The 15,613-nt window shown below is 72.8% G+C and carries 7 protein-coding genes and 1 pseudogene; 7 read left to right on the top strand and 1 reads right to left on the bottom strand.

The features are described 5' to 3' along the window. Positions 1-39 precede the first annotated feature (39 nt). A pseudogene (locus AC2RP6_RS19080) lies at positions 40-2,491 on the bottom strand (DEAD/DEAH box helicase). An 81-nt stretch (positions 2,492-2,572) separates the two neighbouring features. Here AC2RP6_RS19080 and bldG point away from each other — a divergent pair. The 7 genes from bldG (at position 2,573) to tmk (ending at position 15,575) form a co-directional block, all read left to right on the top strand. Beyond that, a complete protein-coding gene (gene bldG / locus AC2RP6_RS19075) occupies positions 2,573-2,914 on the top strand; it encodes an anti-sigma factor antagonist BldG (protein ID WP_042812494.1) in 342 nt (113 codons plus the stop codon). 122 nt (positions 2,915-3,036) lie between these two features. Further along, positions 3,037-3,477, top strand: a complete 441-nt coding sequence (locus tag AC2RP6_RS19070; RefSeq protein ID WP_486447285.1) for an ATP-binding protein — start codon at positions 3,037-3,039, stop codon at positions 3,475-3,477. Between the two features lie 256 nt (positions 3,478-3,733). After that, on the top strand, positions 3,734-6,133 hold the full coding sequence (locus tag AC2RP6_RS19065) for a sodium-translocating pyrophosphatase (RefSeq protein WP_486447284.1): 2,400 nt from the start codon (positions 3,734-3,736) through the stop codon (positions 6,131-6,133). A gap of 162 nt (positions 6,134-6,295) precedes the next feature. Continuing rightward, positions 6,296-6,862, top strand: a complete 567-nt coding sequence (locus tag AC2RP6_RS19060; RefSeq protein ID WP_030648192.1) for a hypothetical protein — start codon at positions 6,296-6,298, stop codon at positions 6,860-6,862. 136 nt (positions 6,863-6,998) lie between these two features. Further along, positions 6,999-8,540 carry a DUF7059 domain-containing protein gene (locus AC2RP6_RS19055; protein WP_486447283.1) on the top strand — a complete coding sequence of 514 codons (1,542 nt, stop codon included), beginning with the start codon at positions 6,999-7,001 and terminating at the stop codon, positions 8,538-8,540. 702 nt (positions 8,541-9,242) lie between these two features. Next, complete coding sequence (topA, locus tag AC2RP6_RS19050) at positions 9,243-12,083, top strand: type I DNA topoisomerase (RefSeq protein WP_486447282.1); 2,841 nt, start codon at positions 9,243-9,245, stop codon at positions 12,081-12,083. A gap of 195 nt (positions 12,084-12,278) precedes the next feature. Further along, complete coding sequence (gene tmk, locus AC2RP6_RS19045; protein ID WP_486447281.1) at positions 12,279-15,575, top strand: dTMP kinase; 3,297 nt, start codon at positions 12,279-12,281, stop codon at positions 15,573-15,575. The last annotated feature ends 38 nt before the right edge of the window (positions 15,576-15,613 follow it).

Genomic DNA, 15,613 nt, shown 5'->3' with positions numbered 1-15,613 from the left:
AGGGGGCGGCGGGCACTGGAAGGCAATGCAGGGCCCCGGTCAGGGGCTTTCGGAGAGGAGGCGGGTCAGGAGGCGGATGGCGCCGCGCTTGTGGAGGGGGTCGTTGCCGTTGCCGCACTTGGGGGACTGGATGCAGGAGGGGCAGCCGGCCTCGCACTCGCAGGCGGCGATGGCATCGCGGGTGGCCGTCAGCCAGGCGCGGGCCGTGTGGAAGGCCCGCTCCGCGAAGCCGGCGCCGCCGGGGTGGCCGTCGTAGACGAAGACCGTGGGGAGGAGGGTGTCGGGATGCAGCGGCACGGACACGCCGCCGATGTCCCAGCGGTCGCAGGTGGCGAACAGCGGCAGCATGCCGATGGAGGCGTGCTCCGCCGCGTGCAGGGCGCCGCCGAGGATCTCCGGGTTGATCCGGGCCTCGTCGAGCTGGTCCTCGGTCACCGTCCACCAGACGGCCCTGGTGCGCAGGGTGCGGGGAGGCAGGTCCAGTTTGGCCTCGCCGAGGACCTCGCCGGTGATCAGTTTGCGGCGCAGGTAGGAGACGACCTGGTTGGTCACCTCCACGGAGCCGAAGCAGAGCCGGGCCGAGCCCCATGGGATCTCGGTCTCGGTCTCCAGGACGGAGATGGAGGTGGTGTCACGGGCCGTGGTGGAGAAGGGCGGATCGGCCGCCTCCACGAGGGCCGCCGAGCCCTCCAGGTCCAGGTGCCGCACGAGGTACGTGCGGCCCTGGTGGAGGTGGACGGCCCCCTCGTGGACGGTGGTGTGGGCCGCCGACTCGTCGACCGTGCCCAGCAGCCGGCCGGTGGAGGCCTCGACGATCTGGACCGGGCGGCCGCCGCCGCCCCGGATGTCGGTCAGGTCCGAGGCCCGCTCCCGGCGGGTCCAGTGCCAGCCGGACGCCCGGCGGCGCAGCAGCTTCGCCGCTTCCAGCTGGGGGAGGAGCTCCTCGGTGGTCGGGCCGAAGAGGTCCAGGTCGGCCTCGGTCAGCGGGCAGCTCCTCCGCCGCCGCGCACAGGTGCGGGGCGAGGACGTAGGGGTTGTCGGGGTCCAGGACGGTGGCCTCCACCGGTTGGCGGAACAGTGCCTCCGGATGGTGGACCAGGTAGGTGTCCAGCGGGTCGTCGCGGGCGACCAGCACGGCCAGGGCTCCCTGGCCCGAGCGCCCGGCCCGGCCCGCCTGCTGCCACAGGGAGGCACGCGTGCCCGGGTACCCGGTGATCAGCACGGCGTCCAGGCCGGAGACGTCCACGCCCAGCTCCAGGGCGGTCGTGGCGGCCAGCCCCAGCAGCTCGCCGGAGTGCAGGGCCCGCTCCAGGGCCCGCCGCTCCTCGGGCAGGTAGCCGCCCCGGTAGGCCGCGACCCGCCGGGGCAGGGACCGGTCCACCTCCGCGAGGCGCTCCTGCGTGATCACGGAGATCAGCTCGGCGCCGCGCCGGGAGCGCACGAAGGCGACCGTACGGACGCCCTGCACCACCAGGTCGGTCAGCAGGTCGGCGGTCTCCGCGGTGGCCGTACGGCGCACGGGAGCGCCCTTCTCGCCCCGCAGCTCGGTGAGCAGCGGGGGTTCCCAGAGGGCGAAGACGACCTCGCCCCGCGGCGAGGCGTCGTCGGTGATCTCGGTCACTGGCACGCCGGTCAGCCGGGACGCGGCGGCGGCGGGGTCGCTCGCGGTGGCGGAGGCCAGCAGGAACACCGGCTGCGAGCCGTAGCGGGCGCACAGCCGCCGCAGCCGGCGCAGGACCTGGGCCACGTGGGAGCCGAAAACCCCGCGGTAGGTGTGGCACTCGTCGATCACCACGTAGCGCAGCGCGCGCAGGAAGGAGGCCCAGCGGGGGTGGGCGGGGAGGATCCCGCGGTGCAGCATGTCGGGGTTGGTGAGGACGTGGTTGGCGTACTGGCGGACCCATTCCCGCTCCTCGAAGGGGGTGTCCCCGTCGTACACGGCCGGGCGGACGGCGTTGCCCAGCGGGGCGGCCAGCTCCCGCACGGCGCGCCGCTGGTCGGCCGCCAGCGCCTTGGTGGGGGCCAGGTACAGGGTGGTGGCGCCCCTGCCGTTCGGTGCCTGAGCGCCGTCCACGAGGGCGGAGAGCACGGGTGCCAGGTACGCCAGGGACTTGCCGGAGGCCGTCCCGGTGGCCACGACGACGGATTCGCCGTCCAGCGCGTGTTCGGCGGCCGCGGCCTGGTGTTCCCACGGATGGCCGATCCCGGCGGACTGGATGGCGGCGACGACATCCGACCGGATGCGGTCGGGCCAGACTGCATGACGGCCCGCCCGAGGGGGCAAGTGCTCCGTATGGGTGATGCGCGCAGAGCGGAAAGGCCCCCGTGACAGGCGGTCCAGGACCGTGCCGGGGGTGGGTCGGGAGTCCGCGTCTGCCGTGGGCCGTCCGGGACCGTGAGTGTTGGCCATCGGAACCGAGTGTGTCACCGGCGTGCGGGACAATGGTCGGAAGGCGTCGTGCGCGCCTGCCGGTAAGTGATTGAATGCCATTGCGGCAGCCAATCCCTCACCTACCTTCGGGTGGGGAGGCCCCTGGGGGGCGCCGCTCGATAGCAAGGTGCTGGAGGATCCGTGGACCTGTCCCTGTCGACTCGCACTGTCGGCGACCGTACGGTCGTGGAGGTCGGTGGCGAGATTGATGTGTATACCGCGCCCAAGCTGCGCGAGCAGTTGGTCGAGTTGGTGAACGACGGCAGCTACCACCTGGTCGTCGACATGGAGCGAGTGGACTTCCTCGACTCCACCGGACTCGGTGTGCTCGTGGGCGGACTCAAGCGCGTCCGCGCGCACGAGGGTTCGCTCCGCCTGGTGTGCAACCAGGAGCGCATTCTGAAGATCTTCCGTATCACCGGTCTGACCAAGGTGTTCCCGATCCACACCTCGGTGGACGACGCCGTCAACGCCACCGACTGACGGCTCCAGGCGGCCCCCGGCAGTCTCCGGGCAGCTGGGGGCCGGCAAGGAGAGCGGGGGTACCGGACCACGGATGGCCCGGGCCCCTGTCAAGGCACGCCCGTAGTCCGAGGGGGACGCGCATGGCCACCGTTGAACTGCGCTTCAGCGCCCAGCCCGAACACGTCCGGACGGCCCGCCTGGTCGCGGCCGCCGTGGCGCGCAGGGCCGGTGTGGAGGAAGCCGTCCTCGACGAGGTCCGCCTCGCCGTGGGTGAGGCCTGCTCGCGTGCCGTCGGACTCCACCGGACGAACGGGCTGACCGCGCCCGTGCGGGTGGTGCTGACCGAAGAGGACAAGGCGTTCTCCATCGAGGTCGGCGACGAGGTTCCCGGCCCGGGCGGGGGCCCCGCAGAGACCGTGTCCGGGATCGAGGCGGTCCAGGACCCCGACGTGGAGACCGAGGACGAGATGGGTCTCGCGGTGATCAGTGGGCTCGTCGACGACGTCGAGGTGACCAGTGGGGAATCGGGCGGGACCATCCGGATGAGCTGGCCCGTTTCTCCGTCCCCCGATCTTCACTGAGATCACCGGCGCGCTTGAACCTCTTATCTTCTGATCTTTATCAAGGCCCTGCTGAGCAGGGCCTTTTTCATTCCTCTGGATCAATGAGGATCCGTCAATGCCTTTGCCCCATTACCGCTTTCGAGGGTATTGGAGTGACGCGATCTATTGCTGAGGAGCAGGAGCACGCCAATTGTGTTTCCTGCGCACTGTTTTGATCGGGGCGCGCTCCCTACAATCCGTCCACATCTTGAGCTCATCACGTCAAGGAGGACGAATGACGGGGCTCTTCACCCCTCTCGCGCCGGACAGCACCGCTGAACTGGCATCCGCAGTACTAACCGATGACAATCGGCTCATCGTGATGGTCATTGCGGCCGTGGCACTCGTCGCTCTCGTCGTCGCGCAGTTCCTGGTCCGCCAGGTCCTCGCCGCAGACGAGGGGACCGACAGCATGAAGAAGATCGCCGCGGCCGTCCAGGAAGGCGCCAACGCCTATCTCGGCCGACAGCTGCGCACCCTCGGCATCTTCGCCGTCGTGGTCTTCTTCCTGCTCTTCCTGCTCCCCGCCGACGACTGGAACCAGCGGGCCGGCCGCTCCGCCTTCTTCCTCGTCGGCGCCATCTTCTCGGCGGCCACCGGCTACATCGGCATGCGCCTCGCGGTCCGCGCCAACGTCCGCGTCGCGGCCGCGGCCCGGCAGGCCACCCCGGCCGAGGGCGAGCCCGCCAAGGACCTGACCGAGGTCTCCCACCAGGCGATGAAGATCGCCTTCCGCACGGGTGGCGTCGTCGGCATGTTCACCGTCGGCCTCGGTCTCCTCGGCGCCTCCTGCGTCGTCCTGGTCTACGCCGCGGACGCCCCCAAGGTCCTGGAGGGCTTCGGTCTCGGCGCCGCCCTGATCGCGATGTTCATGCGCGTGGGCGGCGGAATCTTCACCAAGGCCGCCGACGTCGGCGCCGACCTGGTCGGCAAGGTCGAACAGGGCATTCCGGAGGACGACCCGCGCAATGCCGCGACCATCGCCGACAACGTGGGCGACAACGTCGGAGACTGCGCCGGAATGGCGGCCGACCTCTTCGAGTCCTACGCCGTCACCCTCGTGGCCGCGCTCATCCTCGGCAAGGCGGCCTTCGGTGACCTGGGCCTCGCCTTCCCGCTGATCGTCCCCGCCATCGGCGTCGTCACCGCGATGATCGGCATCTTCGCCGTGTCGCCGCGGCGCAGCGACCGCAGCGGAATGACCGCCATCAACCGCGGCTTCTTCATCTCGGCCGTGATCTCCCTGGTGCTGGTCGCGATCGCCGTCTACGCCTACCTCCCGGCCACCTACAAGGACCTCGTCGGCGTCGAGAACGCGGCCATCTCCAACCACTCCGGTGACCCGCGCGTCCTGGCCGTCGTCGCCGTCGCCATCGGCATCGTGCTGGCGGCCCTGATCCAGCAGCTCACCGGCTACTTCACCGAGACCAACCGGCGCCCCGTCCGGGACATCGGCAAGTCCTCCCTCACGGGCGCCGCGACCGTCGTCCTCGCCGGCATCTCCGTCGGCCTGGAGTCGGCCGTCTACACGGCGCTGCTCATCGGTCTCGGCGTCTACGGGGCGTTCCTCCTCGGCGGCACGTCCATCCTGCTCGCCCTCTTCGCGGTGGCCCTGGCCGGCACCGGTCTGCTCACCACCGTCGGGGTCATCGTCGCCATGGACACCTTCGGGCCCGTCTCCGACAACGCCCAGGGCATCGCCGAGATGTCGGGCGACGTCGAGGGCGCGGGGGCCCAGGTCCTCACCGACCTGGACGCCGTCGGCAACACCACCAAGGCCATCACCAAGGGCATCGCCATCGCCACGGCCGTGCTCGCCGCCGCGGCGCTCTTCGGCTCGTACAACGACGCGATCGCCACCGCAGTCAAGGAAGTCGGGGCCAAGGCCGGGGAGATGAACCTCAGCCTGGACATCGCCCAGCCCAACAACCTCGTCGGGCTGATCCTCGGCGCGGCCGTGGTCTTCCTGTTCTCCGGCCTCGCCATCAACGCCGTCTCCCGCTCCGCGGGCTCGGTGGTCTACGAGGTGCGCCGCCAGTTCCGCGAGCACCCCGGGATCATGGACTACAGCGAGAAGCCCGAGTACGGGCGCGTCGTCGACATCTGCACCAAGGACGCGCTGCGCGAGCTCGCCACGCCCGGCCTGCTCGCCGTCCTGACGCCGATCGCGGTGGGCTTCAGCCTCGGCGTCGGCGCGCTCGGGTCCTTCCTCGCCGGCGCCATCGGCACGGGCACGCTGATGGCGGTCTTCCTCGCCAACTCCGGCGGCGCGTGGGACAACGCGAAGAAGCTGGTGGAGGACGGCCACCACGGCGGCAAGGGCAGCGAGGCGCACGAGGCGGTCGTCATCGGCGACACGGTCGGCGACCCCTTCAAGGACACCGCCGGTCCCGCGATCAACCCGCTGCTCAAGGTCATGAACCTGGTGGCGCTGCTGATCGCGCCCGCCGTCGTGCAGTTCAGCTTCGGCGAGGACACCAGCGCGACCGTACGGGCGATCGTCGCGGTCCTCGCGATCGGCGTCATCATCGGCGCCGTGTACGTCTCCAAGCGCCGCGGCATCGCCGTCGGCGACGAGACCGACGGGACGGCCGAGCGGGTGGCCCAGTCGGCGGACCCGGCGACGGTCTCCTGACCGAGGCACCGACCGGAGAACGGGCCGGGCCGGGCAGGGCCGGTCGTGCGCCCGAACGGCGGACGGGCGGCGCGGACTGACGCGCCGTCCGTCCGCCTTTCTGCGTCCCCCGATGGCAGGCGTGTATCTTCCGGGCCGAGAGCCTTCGAAGGGACCAATCCGGTGAACAAGAAGCTTGCGGCCGCGTTGTCGGGCAGTGCGGTGCTGATGCTCGTCCTGTCCGGCTGCGGCGGAGACGACGGCGACGAGAAGGCCAACGCCTGGGCCAAGAAGGTCTGCGACCAGTGGCAGCCCGAACTCAAGAAGATCGAGACCGCCAACGCCGACATCAAGCGGGTGGCGACGGAGAGCAGCAAGCCCGACGAGGTCAAGCAGACCGACGCGGCGGCCTTCGCGACCATGTCCGAGTCGTACAAGACGATGGGCAGCGCCCTGCAGCAGGCGGGGGTGCCGCCGGTCAAGGACGGCGCCACGACCCAGGCGGCGGCGGTCAAGGGCTTCGAGTCGACCTCCAAGGGGTACGCCGACCTGAAGGCGAAGATGGACACCCTCGACCCCGCGGACCAGACGAAGTTCGCCGACGGCCTCAAGGAGGTCGCGGGCGGTCTGGAAGCGGCGACGAAGGGCGGCCAGGACGCGCTCGCCACGCTCAACGAGGGCGGCCTGGACAAGGCCATCAACAGCCAGAAGGGCTGCCAGGTCGCGGCGCCCTCGGCATCGCCCAAGTAACCCTGACCCGCAGGGCCGCGCAGCGCCGTACGAAGACCCGGGCGGCCGGGGCTCCCGCGAGGGGCCCCGGCCGCCCGTTCGTGCGTACGGGCCCGTGGTGACCCGCAGGACGGTGCCCAGCGGACACAATGGACCCGTGAGTACCACCAGCCTCCCCACCCCCGACCACGCCGCCGGGCTCCGCAGCGCCATGCTGGCCGCCGGCTTCACCGCCGACGGGCTGCTCGACCTCCTCGGCGCCCCCGCCTACGCCGCGCTGGCCCGCAGTGAGACCGTGCCCGCCCTGTGCGCCACCCGGGGCGGCGGCGACGGCCCGCTCGCGACCCTGGTCCGGCTGTTCCTGCTCCAGCAGCCCGTGCCCCACGCGCACGCCGCGGCGGCGATGCCGGTGGAGGCCGCCCTGGCCGACGGCTGGCTGCGGCGCGGGGATGCCGCCGACGGCGGGGACACCGTGCACGCCACCGTCGACGTGCGCCCGTACGGCGGCCCGGACGGCGAGGACTGGTTCATCGTCTCGGACCTCGGCTGCGCCGTGGGCGGGGCCGGCGGCATCGGCAGCCGCGAGGAGGGCGTCGTCCTCGGTGTCGGCGGAGCCTCCACCACCCTGGCCGGGATCACCGTGCGCACCCCGGTCGGCTCGGCCCTCGACGTCGGCACCGGATCCGGCATCCAGGCGCTGCACGCCACCCGGCACGCGACGCGGGTCACGGCCACCGACGTCAACCCCAGGGCGCTCGGATTCACCCGTCTGACGCTGGCGCTCTCCGGGGCGCCGGAGGCCGAGCTGCTCACCGGCTCGCTCTTCGAGCCGGTCGGCGGGGCCACGTACGACCTGATCGTGTCGAACCCGCCGTTCGTGATCTCCCCCGGCGCCCGTCTGACCTACCGCGACGGCGGGATGGGCGGCGACGACCTGTGCCGGACCCTGGTCCAGGAGGCGGGCGCGCGGCTCAACCCCGGCGGCTACGCGCAGTTCCTCGGCAACTGGCAGCACGTGGAGGGCGAGGACTGGCACGACAGGCTCCGCTCCTGGGTGCCGCGCGGCTGCGACGCCTGGATCGTGCAGCGTGACGTGCAGGACGTGACGCAGTACGCGGAGCTGTGGCTGCGTGACGCGGGCGACCACCGCACCGACCCCGCCGAGTACGCGCGGCGCTACGAGGACTGGCTGGACGAGTTCGACGCCCGTAGGACGAAGTCCGTCGGCTTCGGATGGATCACCTTGCGCCGGACGGACGCGGCCGAGCCCTCGATCGTGATCGAGGAATGGCCGCACTCGGTGGAGCAGCCGCTCGGCGATGCCGTCCTCGCCCACTTCGCCCGCCAGGACTACCTGCGCCGGCACGACGACGCCGCCCTGCTGGAGGCCCACTTCACGCTGGTGGAGGAAGTGGTCCAGGAGCAGGTCGGCCCGCCCGGCGCGGAGGACCCGGAACACGTCGTGCTCCGGCAGAACCGCGGCATGCGGCGCGCCACGAAGGTCGACACGGTCGGCGCGGGCTTCGCGGGGGTGTGTGACGGCTCACTGAGCGCCGGGCGGATCCTGGACGCGATCGCCCAGCTGATGCAGGAGGACCCCGTGGTGCTGCGGGACCGGACCCCGGAGGCCATCCGGCTGCTGGTCGAGCAGGGCTTCCTGGAGCCCGCGGCGCGCCCGGGGCAGGAGCCGACACCCTGATGTAACCGGGGGTTCGCCCTGCGTATGCCCGGGGTCGGCAGGGTGGAGGACAGCGGGGTCCGGGGGGGTCCCGGGAGTGGCCCCGGGGGGTGAGGGGAACGGCGCGGAACGCGGTCCGGCGATCTTCGCGGGGGCCGTGTTCCCGCTGTTCGGGGCCGCTCTGCGGGCCTGGACGGGAGCGCGCGCCGCCCGTGGTGCGCCGGGGCGCCGGTGCGCGCCCCGTCATGGTCGAAGCAGTGGTTCCGCATGGTCGAAGCAGTTGTTCCGCTTTCGGCGGGGCCTCGCGGGGTGCTGCCGGCGGAGCCTTTCGGTAGGCCTGCGGCGGGGTCCGCGCAAAGGCTGCGGCCGGGCTCGCGCGAGGGCTTTCAGGGGGGGCTCCGGTGAGGGCTTCGCCACCTTTCGGGTTCGGCGCGCCGCACGGCCGGTGCGCCGCCGCGGGGAGTCCGCCGCGGCCGCGGCACCGGCCCCGTGAGCCCCCGCGGGGCGGGGTGCGGGGGCGGGGCCAGACGGCCCCCCGGCCACCCGGCCCGGTGATCGGGAAGGGTCGGGCGCGGCATCCGGGCGGCAGAAACGGCACTTGTCGGGTTACCGTTCGAGTGGCCGTTGCGGGCTTGTGCCGTTTGACACGGGGGCGGGTTGTACCGTCACACTCCGCAGCGTCGCCGTACTGCGACCGAGTGCCGACCGGAGAGAAGAGCCAAGTTGTCCCCGACTAGCGAGACCGCAAAGGGCGGCCGCCGACTCGTCATCGTCGAGTCCCCAGCCAAGGCGAAGACGATCAAGGGCTACCTCGGCCCCGGATACGTCGTCGAGGCGAGCGTCGGGCACATCCGCGACCTCCCCAGCGGCGCGGCCGAGGTCCCCGACAAGTACACCGGCGAGGTCCGCCGCCTCGGTGTGGACGTCGAGCACGACTTCGCACCGATCTACGTCGTCAACGCCGACAAGAAGGCCCAGGTCCGCAAGCTCAAGGAGCTGCTGGCCGAGTCCGACGAACTCTTCCTCGCCACCGATGAGGACCGCGAGGGCGAAGCCATCGCGTGGCACCTGCAGGAAGTCCTCAAGCCCAAGGTCCCCGTCCACCGGATGGTCTTCCACGAGATCACCAAGGACGCCATCCGCGACGCCGTCGCCAACCCGCGCGAGCTCAACCAGCGCATGGTCGACGCCCAGGAGACCCGCCGCATCCTCGACCGCCTCTACGGCTACGAGGTCTCGCCGGTCCTGTGGAAGAAGGTCATGCCGAAGCTGTCGGCGGGCCGCGTCCAGTCGGTGGCCACCCGCCTCGTCGTCGAGCGGGAGCGCGAGCGCATCGCCTTCCGCACCGCCGAGTACTGGGACCTGACCGGAACCTTCGCCACCGGCCGCGCCGGCGACCCCTCCGACCCGTCGTCGCTGGTCGCCCGCCTGAACACGGTGGACGGCAAGCGCATCGCGCAGGGCCGTGACTTCGGTGCGAACGGGCAGCTCAAGAGCGAGGTGCTGCACCTCGACGAGGCGGGCGCCCGGGCGCTGGCCGCCGCGCTGGAAGGCGCCTCGTTCGCCGTCCGGTCCGTCGAGTCCAAGCCGTACCGCCGCTCCCCGTACGCCCCGTTCCGTACGACGACGCTCCAGCAGGAGGCCTCGCGGAAGCTGGGCTTCGGCGCGAAGGCGACGATGCAGGTGGCGCAGAAGCTGTACGAGAACGGCTTCATCACCTACATGCGTACGGACTCCACCACGCTGTCCGACACCGCGGTGGCGGCCGCCCGGGCGCAGGTCACCCAGCTCTACGGGGCCGACTACCTGCCGGAGAAGCCGCGTGTCTACGCGGGCAAGGTCAAGAACGCGCAGGAGGCGCACGAGGCGATCCGTCCTTCGGGTGATCGTTTCCGCACCCCGGCCGAGACGGGCCTGACCGGCGACCAGTTCCGCCTGTACGAGCTGATCTGGAAGCGCACCGTCGCCTCCCAGATGAAGGACGCGGTCGGAAACAGCGTCACCGTGAAGATCGGCGGCCGGGCGTCCGACGGCCGCGACGCCGAGTTCAGCGCGTCCGGCAAGACCATCACCTTCCACGGCTTCATGAAGGCGTACGTCGAGGGCGCGGACGACCCCAACGCCGAGCTCGACGACCGCGAGAAGCGGCTGCCGCAGGTCGCGGAGGGCGACGCGCTGTCCGCCGAGGAGATCACGGCGGACGGCCACTCGACCAAGCCGCCGGCCCGCTACACCGAGGCCTCGCTGGTCAAGGAGCTCGAAGAGCGGGAGATCGGCCGGCCGTCGACGTACGCGTCGATCATCGGCACGATCCTCGACCGCGGCTACGTCTTCAAGAAGGGCACGGCCCTGGTGCCGTCCTTCCTCTCGTTCGCCGTGGTCAACCTGCTGGAGAAGCACTTCGGCCGGCTCGTCGACTACGACTTCACCGCGAAGATGGAGGACGACCTCGACCGCATCGCGCGGGGCGAGGCCCAGTCCGTGCCGTGGCTGAAGCGGTTCTACTTCGGCTCCGAGGACGCCACCGAGGTCGTACCGGCCGGCGGTGACCACCTCGGCGGCCTGAAGGAGCTGGTCACGGACCTGGGCGCGATCGACGCCCGGGAGATCTCCTCCTTCCCGGTCGGCGAGGGCGTCGTGCTGCGCGTCGGCCGCTACGGGCCCTACGTGGAGCGGGGCGAGAAGGACGCCGAGGGCCACCAGCGCGCGGACGTCCCCGACGACATGGCGCCGGACGAGCTGACGGTCGCGTATGCCGAGGAGCTGTTCGCCAAGCCGAGCGGCGAGTTCCAGCTCGGGAAGGACCCGGTCAGCGGGAACGAGATCGTCGCCAAGGACGGCCGCTACGGGCCGTACGTGACGGAGATCCTGCCCGAGGGCACGCCGAAGACCGGCAAGAACGCGGTCAAGGCCCGTACGGCCTCGCTCTTCAAGTCGATGAGCCTGGACACGGTCACCCTCGACGACGCCCTGAAGCTGATGTCGCTGCCGCGGGTCGTCGGCGCCGACGCCGAGGGCGTGGAGATCACGGCCCAGAACGGCCGCTACGGCCCGTACCTGAAGAAGGGCACGGACTCGCGGTCGCTGGAGACCGAGGACCAGCTCTTCACGATCACGCTGGACGAGGCGCTCGCCATCTACGCGCAGCCCAAGCAGCGCGGGCGGGCCGCGGCCAAGCCGCCGCTGAAGGAGCTGGGCACCGACCCGGTGAGCGAGAAGCCGGTGGTGGTCAAGGACGGCCGCTTCGGGCCGTACGTGACGGACGGCGAGACGAACGCGACGCTGCGGCGGGACGACGACGTCGAGACGATCACGCCGGAGCGGGGCTACGAGCTGCTCGCGGAGAAGCGGGCGAAGGGCCCGGCCAAGAAGACGGCGAAGAAGGCCGCCAAGAAGGCTCCGGCGAAGAAGGCGACCGCGACGAAGACCGCGGCCGCGAAGAAGACCGCCGCCACGAAGACGACGACGGCCAAGAAGACGGTCGCGAAGAAGACGGTCGCGAAGACGGCGGCGAAGAAGACGGCGGCGAAGAAGACGGCCGCCGCTCCGGCCGCGGACGAGTAGTCACCCGGCAAGCAGTCACCACGAGAGCCCCGTGCCCCGGCGCGGGGCTCCCGTGCGTCCGGGCCGGGCTCGCCCCGGCGAGCGGGGTACGGAGGGCGGGTGCGGCAGGTGGCCTGCGTGAGGTGGGTCGGGGGTCACACCCGGGCTTGTCCACAGGCCTCCGCAGCCGCCAAGCGCAGCGGATAGGCTGGGCGGATGACGCGAGCCGAGCAGCCGGCGGTCGTGACCGCCCCGGCGAACCCCACCTACGACGAAGCCCTAGCCGCGGATTCCCGCGAGCGTGCGGTGCGCGCACTGCTGCGCACCCCCCGGCTGCGCCGGCTGTGGAGCGCCCAGCTGGTGAGCGGCATCGGTGATGCCCTCGCCCTGCTGGTGCTGGTTCTGCTGGCCCTTCAGGCAGCCGCCACCGAGGGAGCCTTCGGCGGCGGATACCGCGGTGCCGCCCTCGCCGTCGCCGCCGTCTTCGGCGTCCGGATCCTCGCCACCCTGCTCTTCGGCGCCGTCCTGCTCGGCCCTCTGACCGGACTCGTCGGCGCGGGCGGCAAGCTGGACCGCCGCTGGACGATGATCGGGGCCGACGGGGTCCGCCTCGCGCTGTTCGTCGTCGCTCCGCTGTGGCTCGACTGGATCCCGGCCGACGCGCTCATCGCGCTGCTGGCCACCGTCTTCGTCTCCGGCGCCGCCGAACGGCTGTGGACGCTGGCCAAGGAGAGCGCGGCGCCCGCCCTGCTGCCGGAGCCGCCGCCGGAGGGGGCCACCGTACGGCCGCTCCCGGACCACCTGGACGCGCTGCGCCGGCTGACCCTGCGGACCGCGTTCGCGGCGCTGCCCGTCGCGGCGGCCGCGCTGCTCGCCGCGACCCTCGTCGGCAAGGCCCTCGGCCTCGGCGTGGACTGGTTCGCCGCGAACCAGGCCGCGCTCGGCTCGTACGTGGCCTCCGGCCTGTTCGCCGCGTCGGTCTCCCTGCTGCTGCCGCTGGTGCTGCCCACCGGGACGACCCCGCGGCCCCGTTCCCCGCTGGAGGGCCTGCGCGCGCCCAAGGCGGGCGACCGGCCCGACAAGGGCCGAACCGGCGCCGTCCCCCTGCTGGTCCTCAGCTGCGCCGCGGTCGCCGGAGCGGTGTCCAGCGCGGCCGCCGTGGCGGTCCTGCACGCCTTCGACCTGGGCGGCGGCCCGGCCGCCTTCGCGCTCTTCGTCCTCGCGCTGGTCGGCGGCACCGCCGTCGGCATCCGCGCCACCCAGGCCGGCAAGGTGCTGCCCGGCCTGTCCCGGCGCCGGCTGCTGGCCCTCGCCATAGCGGTGACCGGTCTGGCGCTGCTGCTGAGCGGTCTCGTCCCGGACACGGCGACGGTGCTGCTCCTCTCGCTGCTCGCCGGCACCACCGCGGGCATCGCCGCCAACACCGGGCACACGCTGCTGGACCAGGAGACCGAGGAGTTCCGCCGGGCCCGGGTCACCGAGCACCTCCAAGCCGTCGTACGCGTGGCCGTGGCCGTCGGCGCCGTCGCCGCACCGGTCCTGGCCGCGGTGATCGGCCCGCACCGGCTGACCGGCGCCGAGATCGTCTTCTCGCACGGCGGCGCCGCCTTCACCCTGATGCTCGTCGGCGCGCTCCTGCTGCCCGTCGCGGTCGTCGTCCTCACCAAGGCCGACGACCGCAGCGGCGTGCCGCTGCGCCGTGACCTGCGGGACGCACTGCGCGGCGGGGAGCCGCTCCAGGCCCCGGCCGCCACCGGCTTCTTCATCGCCCTCGAAGGCGGCGACGGAGCGGGCAAGTCCACCCAGGTCCAGGCGCTCGCCGACTGGATACGGGGCAAGGGGCACGAGGTCGTCGTGACCCGCGAGCCCGGCGCCACCCCGGTCGGCAAGCGGCTGCGCTCCATCCTGCTCGACGTCTCCTCGGCCGGACTGTCCAACCGCGCCGAGGCGCTGATGTACGCGGCCGACCGCGCGGAGCACGTGGACACGGTGGTGCGCCCGGCCCTGGAGCGCGGCGCGGTCGTCATCTCCGACCGCTACATCGACTCCTCCGTCGCCTATCAGGGCGCCGGCCGCGACCTCTCCCCGACGGAGATCGCCCGCATCTCGCGCTGGGCCACCGACGGGCTCGTACCGCACCTGACCGTGCTGCTCGACGTGTCGCCGGAGGCGGCGCGCGAGCGGTTCACGGAGGCGCCGGACCGGCTGGAGTCGGAGCCGGCGGAGTTCCACCAGCGGGTGCGGGCCGGCTTCCTGACCCTCGCCGCGGCCGACCCCGGCCGCTACCTGGTGGTCGACGCCGGACAGGACCCGGACTCGGTGACCACCGTCGTACGGCACCGGCTGGACCGGATGCTCCCGCTCTCCGAGGCGGAGGTGGCCGCGCAGGCGGAGGCCCGGCGCCTCGCCGAGGAGGAGGCGCGGCGCAAGGCCGAGGAAGAGGCCGCGCGCAAGGCCGAGGAGGCGCGGCTGCGCGCCGAGGAGGAAGCGCGCCTGGCCCGCGAGGCCGAGGAGGCGCGGATCAGGGCCGAGGCCGAGGCCGCCCGCAAGGCGGAGGAGGAGCGGCTGCGCCTGGAGGAGGAGGCCCGCGCACGGGCCGAGGCCGAGCGGCTGCGCGCGGAGGCCGAGGCGAAGGCGCGCGCGGCGGAGGCCGAGCGGCTGCGCAAGCAGGCCGAGGAGGAGGCCCGGCTGCGGGCCGAGGCCGAGGAACGGCGGCTGGAGAAGCAGCGGCGGGCCGAGGAGGCCCTGCTGAAGGCCGAGGAGGCGCGCCGGCTGGTGGAGGCGCAGGCGGCCGAGGCGGCCGCGAGGGCGGCGGCTGCCGCAGCCGCGGCCGAGGCCCAGGCCGCCGCGGCGGCCCAGGCGGCTCAGGCCGCTCCGGCCGCCGGTCCCGGCACGGGTTCCGCCGCGGCGCCGGCGCCCCGGATCGACATGACGAAGGAGCCGCACCCCGACGACGCGGTGACGGTCGAGACCCCGGCGGTCAAGCGGGTCGTGCGGCCGGACGACGTCACCCAGACCGTCCCGGTGCCGAAGGTCGACCCGGCGGCCGCCGCGCCCGACGCGGCGGAGACGGCCGTGCTGCCGCCGGTGCGTCCGGCTGACGAGACGGCCGTGCTGCCACCGGTGCGTCCGGCCGATGAGACGGCCGTGCTGCCACCCGTACGCCCCGACGACCGTCGCGGCTCCGGCCAGGGCGGCGGCTCCGGCGGCGGCCCGGCCGGTGGCTCCGGTGGCGGCGCGCGGGCCCATTCCGCCACGCGGCCGACGGCCCGGCGCCCCGAGGAGGACCCGGCCGACCGGGTCCCGTCGGGCATCTTCCGGGATTCGAGCAACGACCGGACCCGCGAGCTCCCCGTCGTCGACGACGAAGGGCGGCCGCGCCGCCCCCGCCCGGACTGGGCGGAGGAGACCCCGCTCGACGACCTGCCGACACTCGCGGACGAACTGCTCGGCCGCCGCGGGGACGACGAGGACGACGACGAGGGCGGACGCGGGGCGCGCCGCCGCCGCTGAGGCGGGCGTACGGAAGTGTCAGTGGCGCCCGCGACAAT

This window comes from Streptomyces sp. WAC03905 (genome assembly GCF_057371075.1).
This window is presented reverse-complemented; position numbering and strand designations above follow the sequence as displayed.

What these genes read in the sequence shown, in the direction of transcription:
- AC2RP6_RS19070 (WP_486447285.1), top strand. Translation starts at nt 3,037, where the DNA reads ATGGCCACCGTTGAACTGCGCTTCAGCGCCCAGCCCGAACACGTCCGG.
- AC2RP6_RS19065 (WP_486447284.1), top strand. Translation starts at nt 3,734, where the DNA reads ATGACGGGGCTCTTCACCCCTCTCGCGCCGGACAGCACCGCTGAACTG.
- tmk (WP_486447281.1), top strand. Translation starts at nt 12,279, where the DNA reads ATGACGCGAGCCGAGCAGCCGGCGGTCGTGACCGCCCCGGCGAACCCC.